Origin of the sequence: Selenomonas dianae (genome assembly GCF_030644225.1) — a bacterium.
In the GTDB taxonomy this organism is placed as follows: Bacteria; Bacillota; Negativicutes; order Selenomonadales; family Selenomonadaceae; genus Centipeda; species Centipeda dianae.
This window is the reverse complement of record NZ_CP128650.1, coordinates 2,233,273-2,247,977: the sequence shown is the minus strand read 5'-3', so window position 1 is coordinate 2,247,977 and position 14,705 is coordinate 2,233,273. Positions and strand designations below refer to the sequence as shown.

Below are 14,705 nucleotides of genomic sequence, written 5' to 3'. Positions count from 1 at the left end.
GCCGCAGATTGTGCGGCGAAGCGGAGCGAGGTGCGCGTTGTCTGTGTGTGTGGATGCAGCACGGCGGGGCGTGCTTCCGAAAGGATGGTAGAGGCATGAAGAAAAAGAAGGCAAGGATGCTCGCGGCGGCAATGCTCGCGGGGGGCGCACTGCTGAACTACGGGACGGCATCGGCGGCTGCGGACAGCGACCGCGACAGTGCGGCGCGCGCCATTGAGCGTTCGGAGATGGATGTGCGCAGCGCGGCGGAGAAGAACGCAACGGCGATGGACACGCGGAACATGAACGTGCGCGTGAGCGGGATCACCGTCACGGGCGGGAACGAGAACACCGTGCGTGCGCTGCTGCCCGAGCTCTCGCGCGACACCGTGAACATCCGCAAACTCTCGCAGCAGATCCAGAGCGTCAACGACACGGGGGCGCTCGTCCTCGGCACGCGCTTCAGTCCCGTGGGGGACGGCAGCTACCGCGTTACGGTCAGTGTCGCGGAGAAAAAGAGCGACCACGTCCGCCTCGCCGTGAGCAACACGGGAACGGAGTACACGGGCGACTGGCGCACCTCGCTCACCTATATCAACACGAACATCTCGGGCAGTGCCGATACGTTCGGCGCGGCATTCGTCACATCGCCCGGGCATTTCGGCGATGTGAAGGTCGGCGCACTCTCCTATCGGAAGCTCATGCCGGAGTGGAACGGTGCTGTATCCGTCAGCGTCAGCCACGGGCGCACGAACATTGACAACTACGACGGCGGCACAGGGGGACTCCTCGATCTGACCGTTGGCGGCAGGAGCACGAATGCCGACCTGCACTATCAGCGGTTCTTCTCCTATACCGCGCGGAACAAGGACATCCTCGATTTCGGCCTCGGGTATCGCCGCACGGAGAGTGAGGTGGGCGGCAGGATCGGCTCGATCATCCAACCGAAGCGTACGCAGGACTATGACGTCATGCTCGCCTCCCTGACCTACCTGCACACGGAGAAAAAGCCCAACAGCGTCCTCTCGTACAACGTCGGACTTGCGACCAACGTCAGCGGCGATGCCGATACGTACCGCACCTACAGTGCGGACAGGAACTTTACCCTGCTGCGTGCCGGGATGAACTATCAGACCCGTTCGCAGAGCGACTGGATCGGTGCCCTGCGCCTGAACGCACAGTATACAAACAAGCACATCGTCCCCGTCGAGCAGCTTGGCGCGGGCGGTGCGATGAGCGTGCGGGGCTTTGATGAGCGTGCGATTGCAGCAGACAAGGGGGTCGTCGGGAGCATCGAGATCTACACCCCCGAGATCGCAAAGCATACGCGTCTCCTCGCGTTCACGGACTATGCGCATTTGGCGAACAACAACAGCAACCGTGTGATCTACGACAGCGACAGCATCGCGAGCGCAGGGCTTGGCGTGCGCTATGCGGACGGACGCTTCTCGTTTGCCCTCGACTACGCACGGGTTCTGCGCGATGCGGACAAGACCGATCTCGATCGATCGAAGGCAAACCGCCGCCACTGGAATCTGACGGCGAGCATGAGCTTCTAAGAGGTAGAAAGGAAGGAACGGAATGAATTTCAAAAAGAAAATGCGCCGCGGCAGTCTTGCGGCACTCATTACGCTGGCACTCACGAGCTCCGCACTCGCCATGCCGACGGACGGTGTGGTGATGGAGGGCGGCAGCGACATCACCATCACCGACAACAACTGGACAAATCCCGCCTCGGAGGCGACCATCACGGCGGCGAACGACGGTCTGGTCGGATGGAATACCTTTAACATCGGCGAGACGGAGAAACTGTACTTTAACATCGCGGATGGCAAGACCCTCGTCAATCAGGTGACGGGTGTCGGCCAGCTGTCGAGCATCCTCGGCACGATGGAGCAGACGGGCGGCAAGGGCAATCTCGTCCTCATCAACCCGAGCGGCATCTATGTCGGTTCGAACGCTGTGCTGAACATCCCCGACCTGACCCTCTCCGCACTCAGCGCGGAGAAGGCGACGGATACGGAGCGCATTCTGAAGGCGGATGGCGAAGGCCTCCTCAACGTCACGGGCGGACACTTTGTCGGTAATGAGGTGAACCTCATCGGCAGGAAGGTGAACGTCGCGGACGGCGTGGTCTTTGACCTCGGCACGGCGGGGGATACGTCGACGAAGACCATGCTACAGGTGCTCGCAGCAGACCGTGCGGAGTGGACGTTTGACGGCGACCGGATGCTGACGGAGAACATCACGCACAATGCGGGCAACGATGTCGTCTTTAACGGCACGGTCAACATGAAGGGCGGCGACAAGAACCTCGTCGAGATCGGCGGCGCGACGGCAACGGCGACGGGTGCGAAGTTCCACGACGTGCGCACGAGCGGCGACCGTCTGGAGACCACCATCTATGCCGCCTCGAAGGTTCAGTCGGATGAGCGCAGTGCAGACCGCAGCAAACACCGCTTTACGTCCGAGACGACGAAGGATAACAAGGTCACGGCGGACAATATCACGGCGGACGGCGAGTCGCTCAGCCTCGGCGGCGGGGTCGCCACGCTCAAGAATAGCAAAATCTCTGTGGATGATCTCGCGATCGACGGTATCGCAAGTATCAGCACGGTCGGCGACGGCAAGCGGACCGAGACGCTGACCGCGCCCGACCGCACGGTGACGATCTCGAACAGTCAGCTGAAGGCGGATGAGGTCGGCATCCACGGCGGCAAGGTGACGGTGGATAGCAATGTGACGTTTGGCAAGCTGTCCGAGGCAGGGAATTTCGAGGTTGTTGCAGGCAATGTCTACCATGAGCAGGATCGTTATACGACCGCAGCGGGCAATGACCTCGCGTTCCATGGCAAGGTGGACGACTTCGCCAAAAAGGCGGATACGGACGTGATTCTCCTCGGCAATACGGTCAATCTGGACGATGCACAGATTGGGCAGACCGGTCGTGTGGGGAATGTCAACATCGGTGCAGTCAACGAGTTGGATGCGAAGTCTCACGTCACAGCAAACGCGACGAAGACGAATACACTCAGTGCGAATGGGGCAAATATTCAGTCCGATGCGTCCGTTCAGATGCTTGGCGGCACGGTGACACTCACGAATACAGCATTGGATGTCGCGCGTAAAATTCATGTTTCGACGGGCAGCTACCGTGAGCAGGGCGGTGAGGCACGCACGATTACCACTGCCGCCGACCAGCAGGTGACCTTTGCCGGCACGGGCACATACAAGGCGAAGTCGGTTGATGTGCGCGGCGGCAAGGTGACGGTGGAGAGCGGCATCACCTTTGCGGCACAAGATCCGGCGAATGAGAAAGGTCTCGACATCGTTGCGGGCAGCGAGCAGGTGAGCAGCGACGGGAAAACGCGTACCTATACCCACAACAAGGGCAACGATCTCGCGTTCCACGGCAAGAGCGAGAACCTCGGCAAGACCGAGAACGATCCCGTGGCACTCCTCGGTTCGACCGTGAACCTTGACGGCGCACGCATCGAGGGCGCAGGCTATGTGAATGCGGCAGCGGCACAGCGCATCGTGAGCACGGACAGCGGCGTGACAGTCACGGCGAGCGCGGGCAATGCCCTCAGTGCGGACGGCGCACAGATCACTGGCAGCAAGGATGTCTATCTCGTCGGCGGAAATGTTGTACTGAAGAACGGACAGATTCAGGCGACGAGAGATACTAAACTTGTGGCGGCAGCCAGCTTCATCCTGAGTGGCAGCAATATGCGTGCCTCGACAACTAAGGATAACGTCCTTTATCTTGACCATACAACGGTTTCGTCGGGAGCTGTGATTCCTATTAATGGAAAAGCACAGTTTGTGAACGGGACGCAACTGACGGCGGATGGAGGGGTTTATCTTCTGACGGGTACCAGTTTCTCGCATGAGGGCGGCGTATTGAAGGGGAATGTGACGAAGAATAACATTGTTTCCATGTGGGGATCGAAAGTGACGGGGCATAATGTAACTCTTGCCGCAGGTGGTGCAGAGGTCTATGGTCATAGCGAAGTCAAGGCAAGTGATGAGTTGATCGCGGCTGATGTCACGCGGACGGACGGTTCTCAGCTGTCCCTCATAAAAGATGGGGATTCCACGGTAAAGCACCACAATACCATAGATGCTGAGGGCTTTACCGTAAAGGGCGCGGCGGATGTCCCGCCCACCCCCGAGAAGCCCGTCCCGCCCTCCGTTCCCGACACAATCGCACCTGCGGAGACGAACCTCTCCGAACAGGACAAGGAGAACATCGCGACGGGCAAGGCAAAGGCACAGGAGGCTCTTGCGGCACCGACGCAGGAGCAGCGTGCCGAGGCACTCGTAAAGACCGTCGCACAGCTCAATGAGAAGGTCGGTACGTCGCGTCGGCAGACGGCGGGCGTCGTCGTGGGGCTCGTGGAGCAGATCGCCGCCTCGGCCGCGCTCTCCGACGCGGAGAAGGCAACCCTCACGGAGACGGTGGTAAGCGCCTACGCGCCCGTACAGGAGGCAAAGGCGGAGCAGGAACACCTCACGACGGACACCGTCGATGAGGCGGCAGCGTCCGCTGCATCTCCGTCCGTCGCCCCCGTCTACCCCGACGAGACCGAGGCGGAGGACGTTGTAACGTTCGCGTGATATTGCTTCTCCGGCAGGAAAAAGAGCAGTCGCTTTGGCGGCTGCTCTTTTTTCTTGCTTTTTGTACGAGTTTTGGTACAATAGAACTGAGAGGATGTGATCGTATGGTGGCGGTGAATTTTTCGACACTGCGGAGCAATTTGAAGTCCTATTGTGATGCGGCAACGCGCGATGCGGAGACAATCATCGTGACACGGCGCAATGAGGAGAATGTTGTGCTGATGAGCTTTGAAAACTATAACAATCTGGTGGAGAATGTCTTTCTGATGAGTGATCGGCACAACTATGCCCACATCGTCGAGGGGATTGCGCAGCTGCGTGCAGGATGTGTGACAGAGAAGTCATCGGAAGAATTGGCGCGGCTTCTCGATGAATAAGGTGTTCTCGGAGAATGCATGGCGGGACTTCATGGCGTGGGTGCAGGAGGATCGCAAGACGGCGCGTAAGATCAACGAACTGCTGAAGGATATTGAGCGGAACGGACACGAGGGCATCGGCAAGCCCGAACCCCTGCGGCATGATCTATCGGGCTATTGGAGCCGCCGCATCACGCAGGTGGATCGCCTCATCTACACGTTTGACGAGAAGAATATCTATATCGCTGCCTGCAAGGGGCATTATGAATAAGAGCGGAGTGCTTGCCATGCGGAAGGCTCCGTTCTTTCACACAATATGATATTTCTTCCACGGGATCTGGTTGATCCGCAAGCCGCTCAAAAAATCCACGATGTCCTTGCGTCCGTAGTACTGCGGCTTGCCGTCATGGGTGAGGCTCATGAGGATGATCGGCATCCCGGGGAAGAAGCGCATCAGGGCGCGGCGGGTCTGCGTCGATTTCACGGTGTAGCGCGTGACCTCGGGCGCAACGTGGATGACGGCGAAGGTCACGCCCTGCTCGATGATGACAGCTCCCTCGATGGTCATAATATGCGCTCCTTTCGGCTGTATTTGCTGTGTTGGTCATGGCTCGCCTGCGATTCGACAGGCGCGTCCTCTATATTTCGCCCATTGTAGCAAAGGCGATCTCACATTACAATATTAAATTGAAAAGAACTATTAAAAGGATGTTGCGAAAAAGAGGGGAAGCCCGTATAATAGACAATAAGGGCTATGTATTACATCATTGTGTGAATATAGCCGCACCTTATGATATTGACGGAGAAATTTGTGAAATTTTCTACAAATGGATACAATTGTGGAAGGAGAAACGTTTTTTCTGTCGAATGTCATTGAGGTATTGATATTCAACGAAGGCGGTACGCGGTGTGCGGCTCTGCAATCCAAGCGGAATGTGGGGGCGGTTTTCTTGCGTTTTTTAAGAAATTCGCTGCATTGCGGTACGGTCGGAGGAGGAATATGAGGCAGGTTTTATCGGCGTATCGGAGGCAGATCGTCCTCTCGTTTGCGGCGGCGGCACTCGTGGGCTGCGGCACGCTTCTCCTCATGGGGGAACTGCGGCTCGTTGGTGCGATGCTCGCGGGCACGGGGGCGGCGGCGCTCTACTTTGCACAGATGGCGCAGCGCGTGATGCGTGCGGCGCGTCTGGGTGCGGCGGGAACGTCGCAGGTGCAGGTGGGGCTCTTGCTGATGCTCGTGCTGATCGGGGCAGTCCTCTGGGCGGCGACGACGGCGGGCGTACACTATTTCTTCGCTGCGGTGGGGGGATTCCTCCTTACGCACACGATTATGATGGTGCAGCTGATCGTGCGGACGATACGCGCCGATAGACGGGACTCTCGGGAGTCTCGGTAGGTAACTGGGGGAGATCCCCCCGAGGGAGGTAGAGGTTATGCACGAAATCGGTGTTCGCGAGGCAGTGCAGATCGCCGGATTTACCTTCAATTCGCAGACGCTGGTGATGACGTGGATCTCGATGGTCGTCGTCCTCTTCATCGGTTGGCTCGCGACGCGCAATCTCAGGGTTGTGCCGACGTCGAACTGGCAGATGATGATGGAGACGGTGATCGAGGCGCTTCATGACCAGGTCGAGGAGAACATGGGGCCGCGCGGGCGTGGATTCCTGTCCACGTTCATCGTGTCGCTGTTCCTGTTCCTGCTCGTGTCGAATTGGATCGGTCTGATTCCGACGATGGCATCGCCGACAAACGATCTGAACACCACACTGGGACTGGCTCTGCTGGTCATCGTCATGATGCACGTCCTGGGACTTGCGGTGAAGGGGATGCACTATGTGGCGCATTTCTTCCAGCCGGTCGCACCGTTCATCATCATCAACATTGTCGAGGAGGTTGCGAAACCGATCACGCTGTCGTTTCGTCTATTCGGCAACATCTTGGCGGGTGAGATTCTCATTCACATCCTGCTGCAGCTTCTCGGGAATGGCTCCACCATCCCTTCGGTGATCTGGCTCGCGTTCAGTGTGTTCGTCGGCATTGTGCAGGCGCTTGTCTTTACGATGCTCTCGACGGCTTATATTGGCGCAGCGATCAAGACAGAGGATCACTAATCCGGTTTCACGTGCAATATGCACATCATCTAAGACTTTGTTCAACTGTTTAAGGAGGATTTCTTCATGGAAAACGCAATCATGGTCGCAGGCGCTCTTATCGGTGCGGGTCTCTGCTTTGGTCTTGCCGCAATCGGCGCGGGCATCGGTGACGGTCTTGTTACGGGCCGCTTCATCGAGGGTCTGGCACGTCAGCCGGAGGCGGGCGGCGTTCTCTTTACGCGTACGCTGATCTCGGTCGGTCTGATCGAGGCGCTTGCCATCATCGGCGTCGTTTTCGGTATCATCATGCTCTATGCAAATCCGCTGATTCACTAAGAAGTATGAATTGCATGGATTTTGCAAAGGGGGCATAGGAATTGAGCGAAATTACGCAAGGGCTGATTGATCTCAACGGGACGCTGCCTGTCCAAATCATCAACTTCCTGATTCTCGTTGCACTCCTGCGCGCGGTGGCGTACAAGCCGATCGTCCGCATGATGGATGAGCGCAGAGCTAAGATCGCCGAGAGCATCGAAAAGGCGGACGCGGATGCGGCCGCTGCCGAGGCGACGCTCAGTGAGTACAAGGCGCAGCTTGCCGCCGCACGTACGAAGGCACAGGAAATTGTCGATCAGGCGGAGAAGCGTGCGAGCGAGGAACGCGAGGCGAGCATCCAGGCGACGAAGCGCGAGATCGAACAGATGAAGAAGGCGAACGAGCTGCAGATGGAGCGCGAACGCGCCCATGCCGTTGAACAGCTGAAGGCGGAGGTTGTCACCCTGTCGCTCGCAGCGGCGGGCAAGATCATCCGGAAGAATCTGGAGGCGAAGGACAACGATGCCATCATCGGCGAGTTTATCAAGAAGCTCGACGCAAAAAAGATCGGTGATGCGCCATGCTGAACATGGAACTTGCACGCAAGTACGCACGCGCGATTTTCGAGCTTGCCTGTGAGGAGCACGCACTCAAGGAGTACGGCGCGGATCTCGCGAAGGTGCAGCACCTCTATCAGGACTGCCCGGAGCTGAAGGCGTATCTCTGCAACCCGAACATCCGGCCGGAGGACAAGAAGTCCCTCCTGAAGGAGGTGTTCGAGGGCGGCGTGCGCGATACGATGCTGAACTTCCTCCTCTTGCTCATCGACAAGCGGCGCATGATGGTGTTCGACGCGATCCACGCGATCTTCGGTCAGCTCTCGAACGAGAAACTCGGCATCGCCGTGGCGGATGTCACGACGGTGGACGCGCTCGCGCCCGCGCAGCTGAAGGAGCTGACGGAGAAACTTGAGCGCATCACGGGCAAGCAGGTAACGCTGCGCGAGCACCGCGACCCCTCGCTCATCGGCGGCGTGGTGGTGCGCATCGGCGACCGCCGCATCGACGGCAGCATCAAGGGACGTCTCGCAGCAATGACGGCAGAGTTAATGGCGAACTAGCGGGGTGACAGCGAAATATGAAAATGAATCCGGAAGAGATTACTTCCATAATCAAGGAACGAATCAAGAACTATGATGTCGATCTGAATGTGAACGATGTCGGCACGGTTCTTGAGGTCGGCGACGGTATTGCGCATATCTACGGGCTGGACAAGGCGATGGCGGGCGAGCTGCTGGACTTCGGCAACGAGGTCTACGGGCTCGTGCTGAACCTTGAGCAGGAGAGCGTTGGCGCGGTTCTGCTCGGCGGCGATACGGTCATCAAGGAAGGCGACACCGTGAAGCGCACGGGTCGCATCATGCAGGTGCCCGTCGGCGAGGCGATGATCGGCCGCGTCGTGGACGCGCTCGGTCGTCCGATCGACGGCAAGGGCCCCATCGACACGAAGGAGTTCCGTCCGGTCGAGTCGCCGGCACCGGGCATCGCGGATCGCAAGAGCGTCCACGAGCCGCTGCAGACGGGTCTGAAGGCAATCGATGCGCTCGTCCCGATCGGACGCGGACAGCGCGAGCTCATCATCGGCGACCGCGGCACGGGCAAGACGGCAATCGCCGTCGATACGATTCTGAATCAGAAGGGGCAGAACTGTATCTGCGTCTACGTCGCCATCGGTCAGAAGGCATCGACCGTCGCGCGCGTCGTCAAGACGCTTGAGGACGGCGGCGCGATGGCGTACACGATCGTTGTCGCGGCGACGGCTGCGGATTCCGCACCGCTCCAGTACCTCGCTCCGTATGCGGGAGTTGCGATGGCGGAGTACTTCATGTACAAGGGCGGTCATGCGCTCTGCGTCTACGACGACCTCTCCAAGCACGCGGCTGCATATCGCGCGATGTCGCTGCTTCTGCGCCGTCCGCCCGGACGCGAGGCATACCCGGGCGACGTGTTCTACTTACACTCCCGCCTCCTTGAGCGCGCGGCAAAGCTCTCCGACGCACTCGGCGCAGGCTCCATCACGGCGCTGCCGATCATCGAAACGCTCGCGGGCGACCTTTCGGCATACATCCCGACGAACGTCATCTCGATCACCGACGGTCAGATCATGTTGGACACCGACTCGTTCTACTCGGGCATCCGCCCGGCGATCAGCGTCGGTCTCTCGGTCTCCCGTGTCGGTGGCTCCGCACAGATCAAGGCGATGAAGCAGGTCGCGGGCACGATGCGTCTGGATCTCGCGCAGTACCGCGAGCTCGCGGCATTTGCCCAGTTCGGCTCCGACCTCGACAAGGCGACGAAGGCGCAGCTCGACCGCGGTGCACGCATGGTCGAGACGCTGAAGCAGGCGCAGTACAGCCCGCTCTCCGTTGCCGAGCAGGTGCTTGTCATCTTTACGGCGGTGCGCGGACACCTCACGGACATCCCCGTGAACAAGGTTGTCACGTTCCACACGGACTTCCTCAAGTTCATGCGTTCCTCGCATCCCGAGATCGCGTCGGCGATCACGTCGAAGCAGAAGCTCGACGATGCGCTTGAGGCGGACATCACGGCGGCGATTGCGGAGTTCAAGGACACCATCTCCTACAAAGAAGCGTAAGGGGAGAGGTGACTGTATATGGCAAATTTACAGGACATCCGCCGGCGCATCCGCAGCGTCAAGAGCATCCAGCAGATCACAAACGCCATGGACATGGTCGCGACCTCGCGTCTGCGCCGTGCCAAGGAGGCTGCAAACAGCAACCGTCCCTATGCCGAAAAGACCGCTGCGGTCATTCGGAGCGTCGCGGCGGCGGCAAGCGGTGTCTCGCACCCACTGCTTGAGCAGCACACGGGCGGCAAACGCCTCATCCTTGTGATGGCGGCGGACAAAGGCCTTGCGGGCGCGTATTCCAGCAATGCCCTCAAGACGGCGATGACGCTTGTCGAGGACAAGGCGAACACGCAGATCGTCGCGGTCGGGCGCAAGGCGCGTGATTTCTTCAAGAATCGCGGCTTTGACATTGTGCACGAGCGCGTCGGCATCAGCGAGCGTCCGAAGGCACGCCACGCGCAGAAGCTCGCGGCGCAGCTCATCGCCGCGTTCGAGGCGGGCGGTGTGCAGGAAGTCTACATGGTCTATACGCGCTTTGTCTCGGCGATCACCTGCGTTCCCGAGATCGTAAAGCTCCTGCCGTTTGAGGCGGAGGGCGAAAGTGCGGCGCACAAGCAGGCACAGTACATCTATGAGCCGAATGCCGAGGAGGTGCTCGGGGCACTGCTGCCGCAGTACCTGTTCACCACCATCTATGCGGCGCTCCTCCAGTCGGCGGCGAGCGAACTGAGTTCACGCATGAACGCAATGAGCAACGCGACCGACAACGCAGGCGAACTCATCGGGAAGCTCGACCTCTTCTACAACAAGGTACGTCAGGCGGGCATCACGAACGAGATCAACGAGATTGTCGGCGGCGCCGAGGCACTCAAGTGACATCCATGCACAATGGGTACATGGAGGTAAGGAGGTTTTCCATTGGCAAAAGGTAAAGTCGTACAGGTCATCGGACCTGTCGTAGATATTGAGTTTCCGGCGGGCGAACTGCCGGAGATTCTGAACGCCATCAAGGTCACGGGCAAGGCTGCCGACAAAGAGATCAATCTCACGGTCGAGGTCATGCAGCATCTCGGCGACAGCGTCACGCGCTGCATCGCCATGAGCTCCACCGACGGCCTGATGCGCGGCATGGAGGCAGACGACACGGGCGCACCGATCAAGGTGCCCGTCGGCGAGGCGACCCTCGGACGCGTCTTCAACGTGCTCGGCGAGACCGTTGACCACAATCCCGACCCCGTCGGCAACAAGGAGAGCTGGCCGATCCACCGCCCCGCGCCGAAGTTCGACGATCAGGAGACATCGACGCAGATCCTTGAGACGGGCATCAAGGTCGTGGATCTCATCGCGCCGTACTCGCGCGGCGGCAAGGTCGGACTTTTCGGCGGCGCAGGTGTTGGCAAGACCGTTCTCATCATGGAGCTCATTCACAACATCGCGACCGAGCACGGCGGCTACTCCGTTTTCGCCGGCGTCGGCGAGCGTACGCGTGAGGGCAACGACCTCTGGTCGGAGATGACGGAGTCGGGCGTTATCGACAAGACCGCGCTCGTCTACGGCCAGATGAACGAGCCGCCCGGAGCGCGTATGCGCGTGGCTCTGACGGGTCTGACGATGGCAGAGTATTTCCGCGACGTGCAGGGGCAGGACGTGCTTCTGTTCGTTGACAACATCTTCCGTTTCATCCAGGCAGGTTCCGAGGTTTCGGCTCTGCTCGGACGTATGCCGTCCGCCGTTGGCTACCAGCCGACGCTGACGACCGACGTCGGCGCACTGCAGGAGCGTATCACGACCACAAAGAAGGGCTCGATCACGTCCGTGCAGGCGGTCTATGTCCCTGCGGACGACCTGACCGACCCCGCGCCGGCGGCAACCTTTACGCATCTCGATGCGACCACGGTTCTCTCGCGTCAGATCGCCGAGCTCGGCATCTACCCCGCCGTCGATCCGCTCGACTCCACCTCGCGTATCCTCGACCCGCACGTTATTGGGCAGGAGCACTATGAGGTCGCACGCGGCGTGCAGGCGGTGCTCCAGAAGTACAAGGAGCTGCAGGACATCATCGCCATCCTCGGCATGGAGGAACTCTCCGACGAGGACAAGCTGACCGTCTCGCGTGCGCGTAAGATCCAGCGTTTCCTCTCGCAGCCGTTCGCGGTCGCGGAGGTCTTCACCGGCTCGCCGGGCAAGTACGTTGCGCTCAAGGACACGATCCGCGGCTTCCGCGAAATCCTCGACGGCAAGTACGACGAACTCCCCGAGGCTGCCTTCTACATGGTCGGCGGCATCGAAGAGGCGATCGAAAAGGCGAAGAAGCTCAAAGAGGAGGAGTAACGGATGGCGACCATCAAGCTGGAGATCGTATCTCCCGACCGCATGGTCTACGCCGCCGATATCGACATGCTCATCGCCCGCTCCACGGGCGGCGAGATCGGCATCCTGCCGAAGCACATCCCCCTCGTCACGGGACTTCAGCCGCATGCCATGAAGATTCATGTCGACGCCAAGGAACAGCTCATCGCTGTGGCGGGCGGCTTCATGGAGGTCACACCCGAGAAGATCACCGTTCTCGCAACCGCTGCGGAAGAGCCGATCGACATCGACATCAACCGCGCGCAGCGTGCCTACGAGCGCGCACAGGAGCGACTGCAGCTCCTGCGCGAGAGCCCCGATACACAGGGCGGCATCATCGACGAACAGCGTGCCACCCTCGCCCTCAAGCGCGCCATGGCGCGTCTGCAGGCAGCAAAAGCTCCAACACCCGGAGCGTAAGATTTGCAATGGAAACGCCCCAACCGCATTGGCTGGGGCGTTTTTGTTCTTTATGAAGCTCCGCTTATATACGTCCAAAATGTTGATACCAAGCGAATACAATGCTTTCTTTGTTTGCCGAGATACCTTTGAGCAGTCGGTTCAGATCCTTTGCGGGGATGTTGCCATGATTGTGAGCGACGACGGGATTGCCGTCCGCCGGAATCCATATTTTCGTTGCATTCGGAGACGGCGCGCCCTTGCACACATGAACGTGGACAGGTTCGTTTTCCTCGTGTGACCAGAAAAAGATACGATAACCGAACAAATCACCCCACGTCGGCAACGAGCTCACCATCCTCCCGTGCAATCTCCCAGATCAGCGCACTGTTATTCCGTACAAATTCGGTTAGCTTCGTACGCTCGTCCTCGGTGAAGCCGCTGTACTTCGTGCAGACAATGCTCGGAAGCAGGAATTCAGCCATGTCAAATCCGTGCTCCTGCGCACGCTCCATATGTACGAGAATACTCTCGCCCTTTGCGGCGGAGCAGTGAATATCCGAAAACGTCGTGACAATACCGTCGATCGTGCTGTAGTAGTGTTTCATAGCGAACACCTCCCTATCAAAAGTATACGTCAGAGCGTGTTTTCGGTCAATAGATTCCATGAGATCGAAGTATGATAGACGGCGCACGGTGAATATGTTATCATGAGTCTGTACCGCTCGCAGAAAGGAGGTGTCTATGAATCTCGAAAGCTATCGCACGTCCATCATCCTTGCCGTAACGTTTACGCTCCTGCTCTCGATGTTCTGGTTCTATCAGGATTTTGCATTCATCATCTTCCTATCGCTGCTCCTACAGCTCCTCCTAAAGCCCGCCGTGGACTTCATGGAGGTGCGACGGATGCCGCGCTCGATTGCGTCGGCAATCGCCATCATCGCCTTCATCCTCGTGCTCGCGGCACTCGCGAGCATCATCTCGCGCTCCGTCCTTCCGTCCTTCCAGCGGTTCGTTGCGGAGCTGCCGACCATCGGTCAGAGTCTGCAGCAGCTTCCCGTTCTCTCGGACACCGACTTCATCCAAGATGAGTTTGTGAACATCCTCGACCGCCTTCGCAGCGTCGGCACGGAGGTCGTGCGTGCCTCACTCTCCTTCCTGCTTGTCGCATTCGGGAAGGTGATGGACTTTGTTATTATCATCTTTGTATCGTTCTATCTTCTGAAGGACGGTGTACGCATCAAACATTGGCTCGCCGATCTCTTTCCGCATACGGCACGGGAGCGCGTCCTGCGTCTCTTTGACACACTGCTTGCGGCACTGCGTGCCTACATTTGCAGTCAGATCGTCATGTGCGCCATCACAGGTGTGGTCGTCTTCGCCTATTTCAAACTGATGGGACTGCCGTACGCCTCGGTCTTTGCCCTGCTCTCGGGCATCAGCGAGTTTGTCCCCGTGCTCGGCCCTACCGTCGCCTCGACCCTCGGCACGCTCATGACCGCCGCAGCGGTGCGGGAGCTCACCGTGCAGACCGCGTTCTTCTACGTCGCACTCACGCAGGTGAACCACAACATCGTCTATCCCGCCCTCGTCGGTAAAAGTCTCCACCTCCACCCCGTCGCCGTCATCCTCGGTGTCGTCTTCGGCGGCGAGATCCTCGGCGCGGCGGGCATGTTCCTCGCCGTCCCCTTCATCGTCATCGTCAAGATCGTCATCACCGACATCTATCGCGATCGGGAGGAGATGAAGGGCGCGGGGGAGGAGAAAACGGCACATCCATAAGGAGAGATCTTCTTCGACTTGCATACGCAGATTTTTTGAACAATCCGATGCGGACGGAGCGATGAACGCCTCTGCCATGCGAAAAAAGTGCTTTGCTGCGATGGTGTTAAAGCATATATTGACAGAGTATCTGTATGCACCTATACTATTGTATATTGGGTAG

At 59.0% G+C, this 14,705-nt stretch carries 17 protein-coding genes; 14 read left to right on the top strand and 3 right to left on the bottom strand.

The window, feature by feature from the left end; all coding sequences use genetic code 11:
* The first annotated feature begins 95 nt into the window (after window positions 1–95).
* From QU667_RS10895 to QU667_RS10880, 4 genes are all read left to right on the top strand, one after another.
* Window positions 96–1,538 carry a ShlB/FhaC/HecB family hemolysin secretion/activation protein gene (locus tag QU667_RS10895; protein WP_304987191.1) on the top strand — a complete coding sequence of 481 codons (1,443 nt, stop codon included), beginning with the start codon at window positions 96–98 and terminating at the stop codon, window positions 1,536–1,538.
* Between the two features lie 22 nt (window positions 1,539–1,560).
* On the top strand, window positions 1,561–4,599 hold the full coding sequence (locus QU667_RS10890) for a two-partner secretion domain-containing protein (protein ID WP_304987190.1): 3,039 nt from the start codon (window positions 1,561–1,563) through the stop codon (window positions 4,597–4,599).
* A 104-nt stretch (window positions 4,600–4,703) separates the two neighbouring features.
* On the top strand, window positions 4,704–4,976 hold the full coding sequence (locus tag QU667_RS10885; protein ID WP_304987189.1) for a type II toxin-antitoxin system Phd/YefM family antitoxin: 273 nt from the start codon (window positions 4,704–4,706) through the stop codon (window positions 4,974–4,976).
* Window positions 4,969–5,226 carry a Txe/YoeB family addiction module toxin gene (locus tag QU667_RS10880; protein ID WP_304987188.1) on the top strand — a complete coding sequence of 86 codons (258 nt, stop codon included), beginning with the start codon at window positions 4,969–4,971 and terminating at the stop codon, window positions 5,224–5,226. Before QU667_RS10885 ends, QU667_RS10880 begins: the two co-directional genes overlap by 8 nt.
* Window positions 5,227–5,262: 36 nt before the next feature.
* On the opposite strand, the gene QU667_RS10875 is transcribed toward QU667_RS10880, so the two are convergent.
* Entirely contained in the window at window positions 5,263–5,523 is a 261-nt protein-coding gene (locus QU667_RS10875; protein ID WP_304987187.1) for a hypothetical protein, read from the bottom strand.
* Between the two features lie 432 nt (window positions 5,524–5,955).
* On the opposite strand from QU667_RS10875, the gene QU667_RS10870 reads away from it, so the two are divergent.
* The 9 genes from QU667_RS10870 (at window position 5,956) to QU667_RS10830 (ending at window position 12,781) form a co-directional block, all read left to right on the top strand.
* A complete protein-coding gene (locus QU667_RS10870; RefSeq protein ID WP_304987186.1) occupies window positions 5,956–6,351 on the top strand; it encodes a hypothetical protein in 396 nt (131 codons plus the stop codon).
* 37 nt (window positions 6,352–6,388) lie between these two features.
* On the top strand, window positions 6,389–7,066 hold the full coding sequence (gene atpB / locus QU667_RS10865) for a F0F1 ATP synthase subunit A (protein WP_304987185.1): 678 nt from the start codon (window positions 6,389–6,391) through the stop codon (window positions 7,064–7,066).
* A 66-nt stretch (window positions 7,067–7,132) separates the two neighbouring features.
* The gene (gene atpE / locus QU667_RS10860; RefSeq protein WP_006690454.1) at window positions 7,133–7,384 is read left to right on the top strand and encodes a F0F1 ATP synthase subunit C; all 252 of its coding nucleotides are present in this window, start codon (window positions 7,133–7,135) and stop codon (window positions 7,382–7,384) included.
* 41 nt (window positions 7,385–7,425) lie between these two features.
* On the top strand, window positions 7,426–7,950 hold the full coding sequence (gene atpF / locus QU667_RS10855; protein ID WP_304987184.1) for a F0F1 ATP synthase subunit B: 525 nt from the start codon (window positions 7,426–7,428) through the stop codon (window positions 7,948–7,950).
* Window positions 7,944–8,483 carry a F0F1 ATP synthase subunit delta gene (locus tag QU667_RS10850; protein ID WP_304987183.1) on the top strand — a complete coding sequence of 180 codons (540 nt, stop codon included), beginning with the start codon at window positions 7,944–7,946 and terminating at the stop codon, window positions 8,481–8,483. The genes atpF and QU667_RS10850 overlap by 7 nt, the downstream gene beginning before the upstream one ends.
* Before the next feature lie 17 nt (window positions 8,484–8,500).
* Complete coding sequence (gene atpA / locus QU667_RS10845; RefSeq protein ID WP_304987182.1) at window positions 8,501–10,018, top strand: F0F1 ATP synthase subunit alpha; 1,518 nt, start codon at window positions 8,501–8,503, stop codon at window positions 10,016–10,018.
* An 18-nt stretch (window positions 10,019–10,036) separates the two neighbouring features.
* A complete protein-coding gene (atpG, locus tag QU667_RS10840; RefSeq protein ID WP_304987181.1) occupies window positions 10,037–10,888 on the top strand; it encodes an ATP synthase F1 subunit gamma in 852 nt (283 codons plus the stop codon).
* A 42-nt stretch (window positions 10,889–10,930) separates the two neighbouring features.
* The gene (gene atpD, locus QU667_RS10835) at window positions 10,931–12,343 is read left to right on the top strand and encodes a F0F1 ATP synthase subunit beta (RefSeq protein ID WP_304987180.1); all 1,413 of its coding nucleotides are present in this window, start codon (window positions 10,931–10,933) and stop codon (window positions 12,341–12,343) included.
* A 3-nt stretch (window positions 12,344–12,346) separates the two neighbouring features.
* On the top strand, window positions 12,347–12,781 hold the full coding sequence (locus QU667_RS10830; protein WP_304987179.1) for a F0F1 ATP synthase subunit epsilon: 435 nt from the start codon (window positions 12,347–12,349) through the stop codon (window positions 12,779–12,781).
* Window positions 12,782–12,845: 64 nt separating this feature from the next.
* Here the strand turns inward: QU667_RS10830 and QU667_RS10825 are convergent, their stop codons facing one another.
* On the bottom strand, window positions 12,846–13,118 hold the full coding sequence (locus QU667_RS10825) for a DUF4160 domain-containing protein (RefSeq protein ID WP_304987178.1): 273 nt from the start codon (window positions 13,116–13,118) through the stop codon (window positions 12,846–12,848).
* Window positions 13,090–13,368, bottom strand: coding sequence for a hypothetical protein (locus QU667_RS10820; RefSeq protein WP_304987177.1), 279 nt, complete (start codon window positions 13,366–13,368; stop codon window positions 13,090–13,092). Before QU667_RS10820 ends, QU667_RS10825 begins: the two co-directional genes overlap by 29 nt.
* Window positions 13,369–13,504: 136 nt before the next feature.
* Between QU667_RS10820 and QU667_RS10815 the strand changes: the two genes are divergently transcribed.
* Window positions 13,505–14,542 (top strand): AI-2E family transporter, encoded by a 1,038-nt coding sequence (locus tag QU667_RS10815; protein WP_304987176.1) that lies wholly within the window; start codon window positions 13,505–13,507, stop codon window positions 14,540–14,542.
* Window positions 14,543–14,705 lie beyond the last annotated feature (163 nt).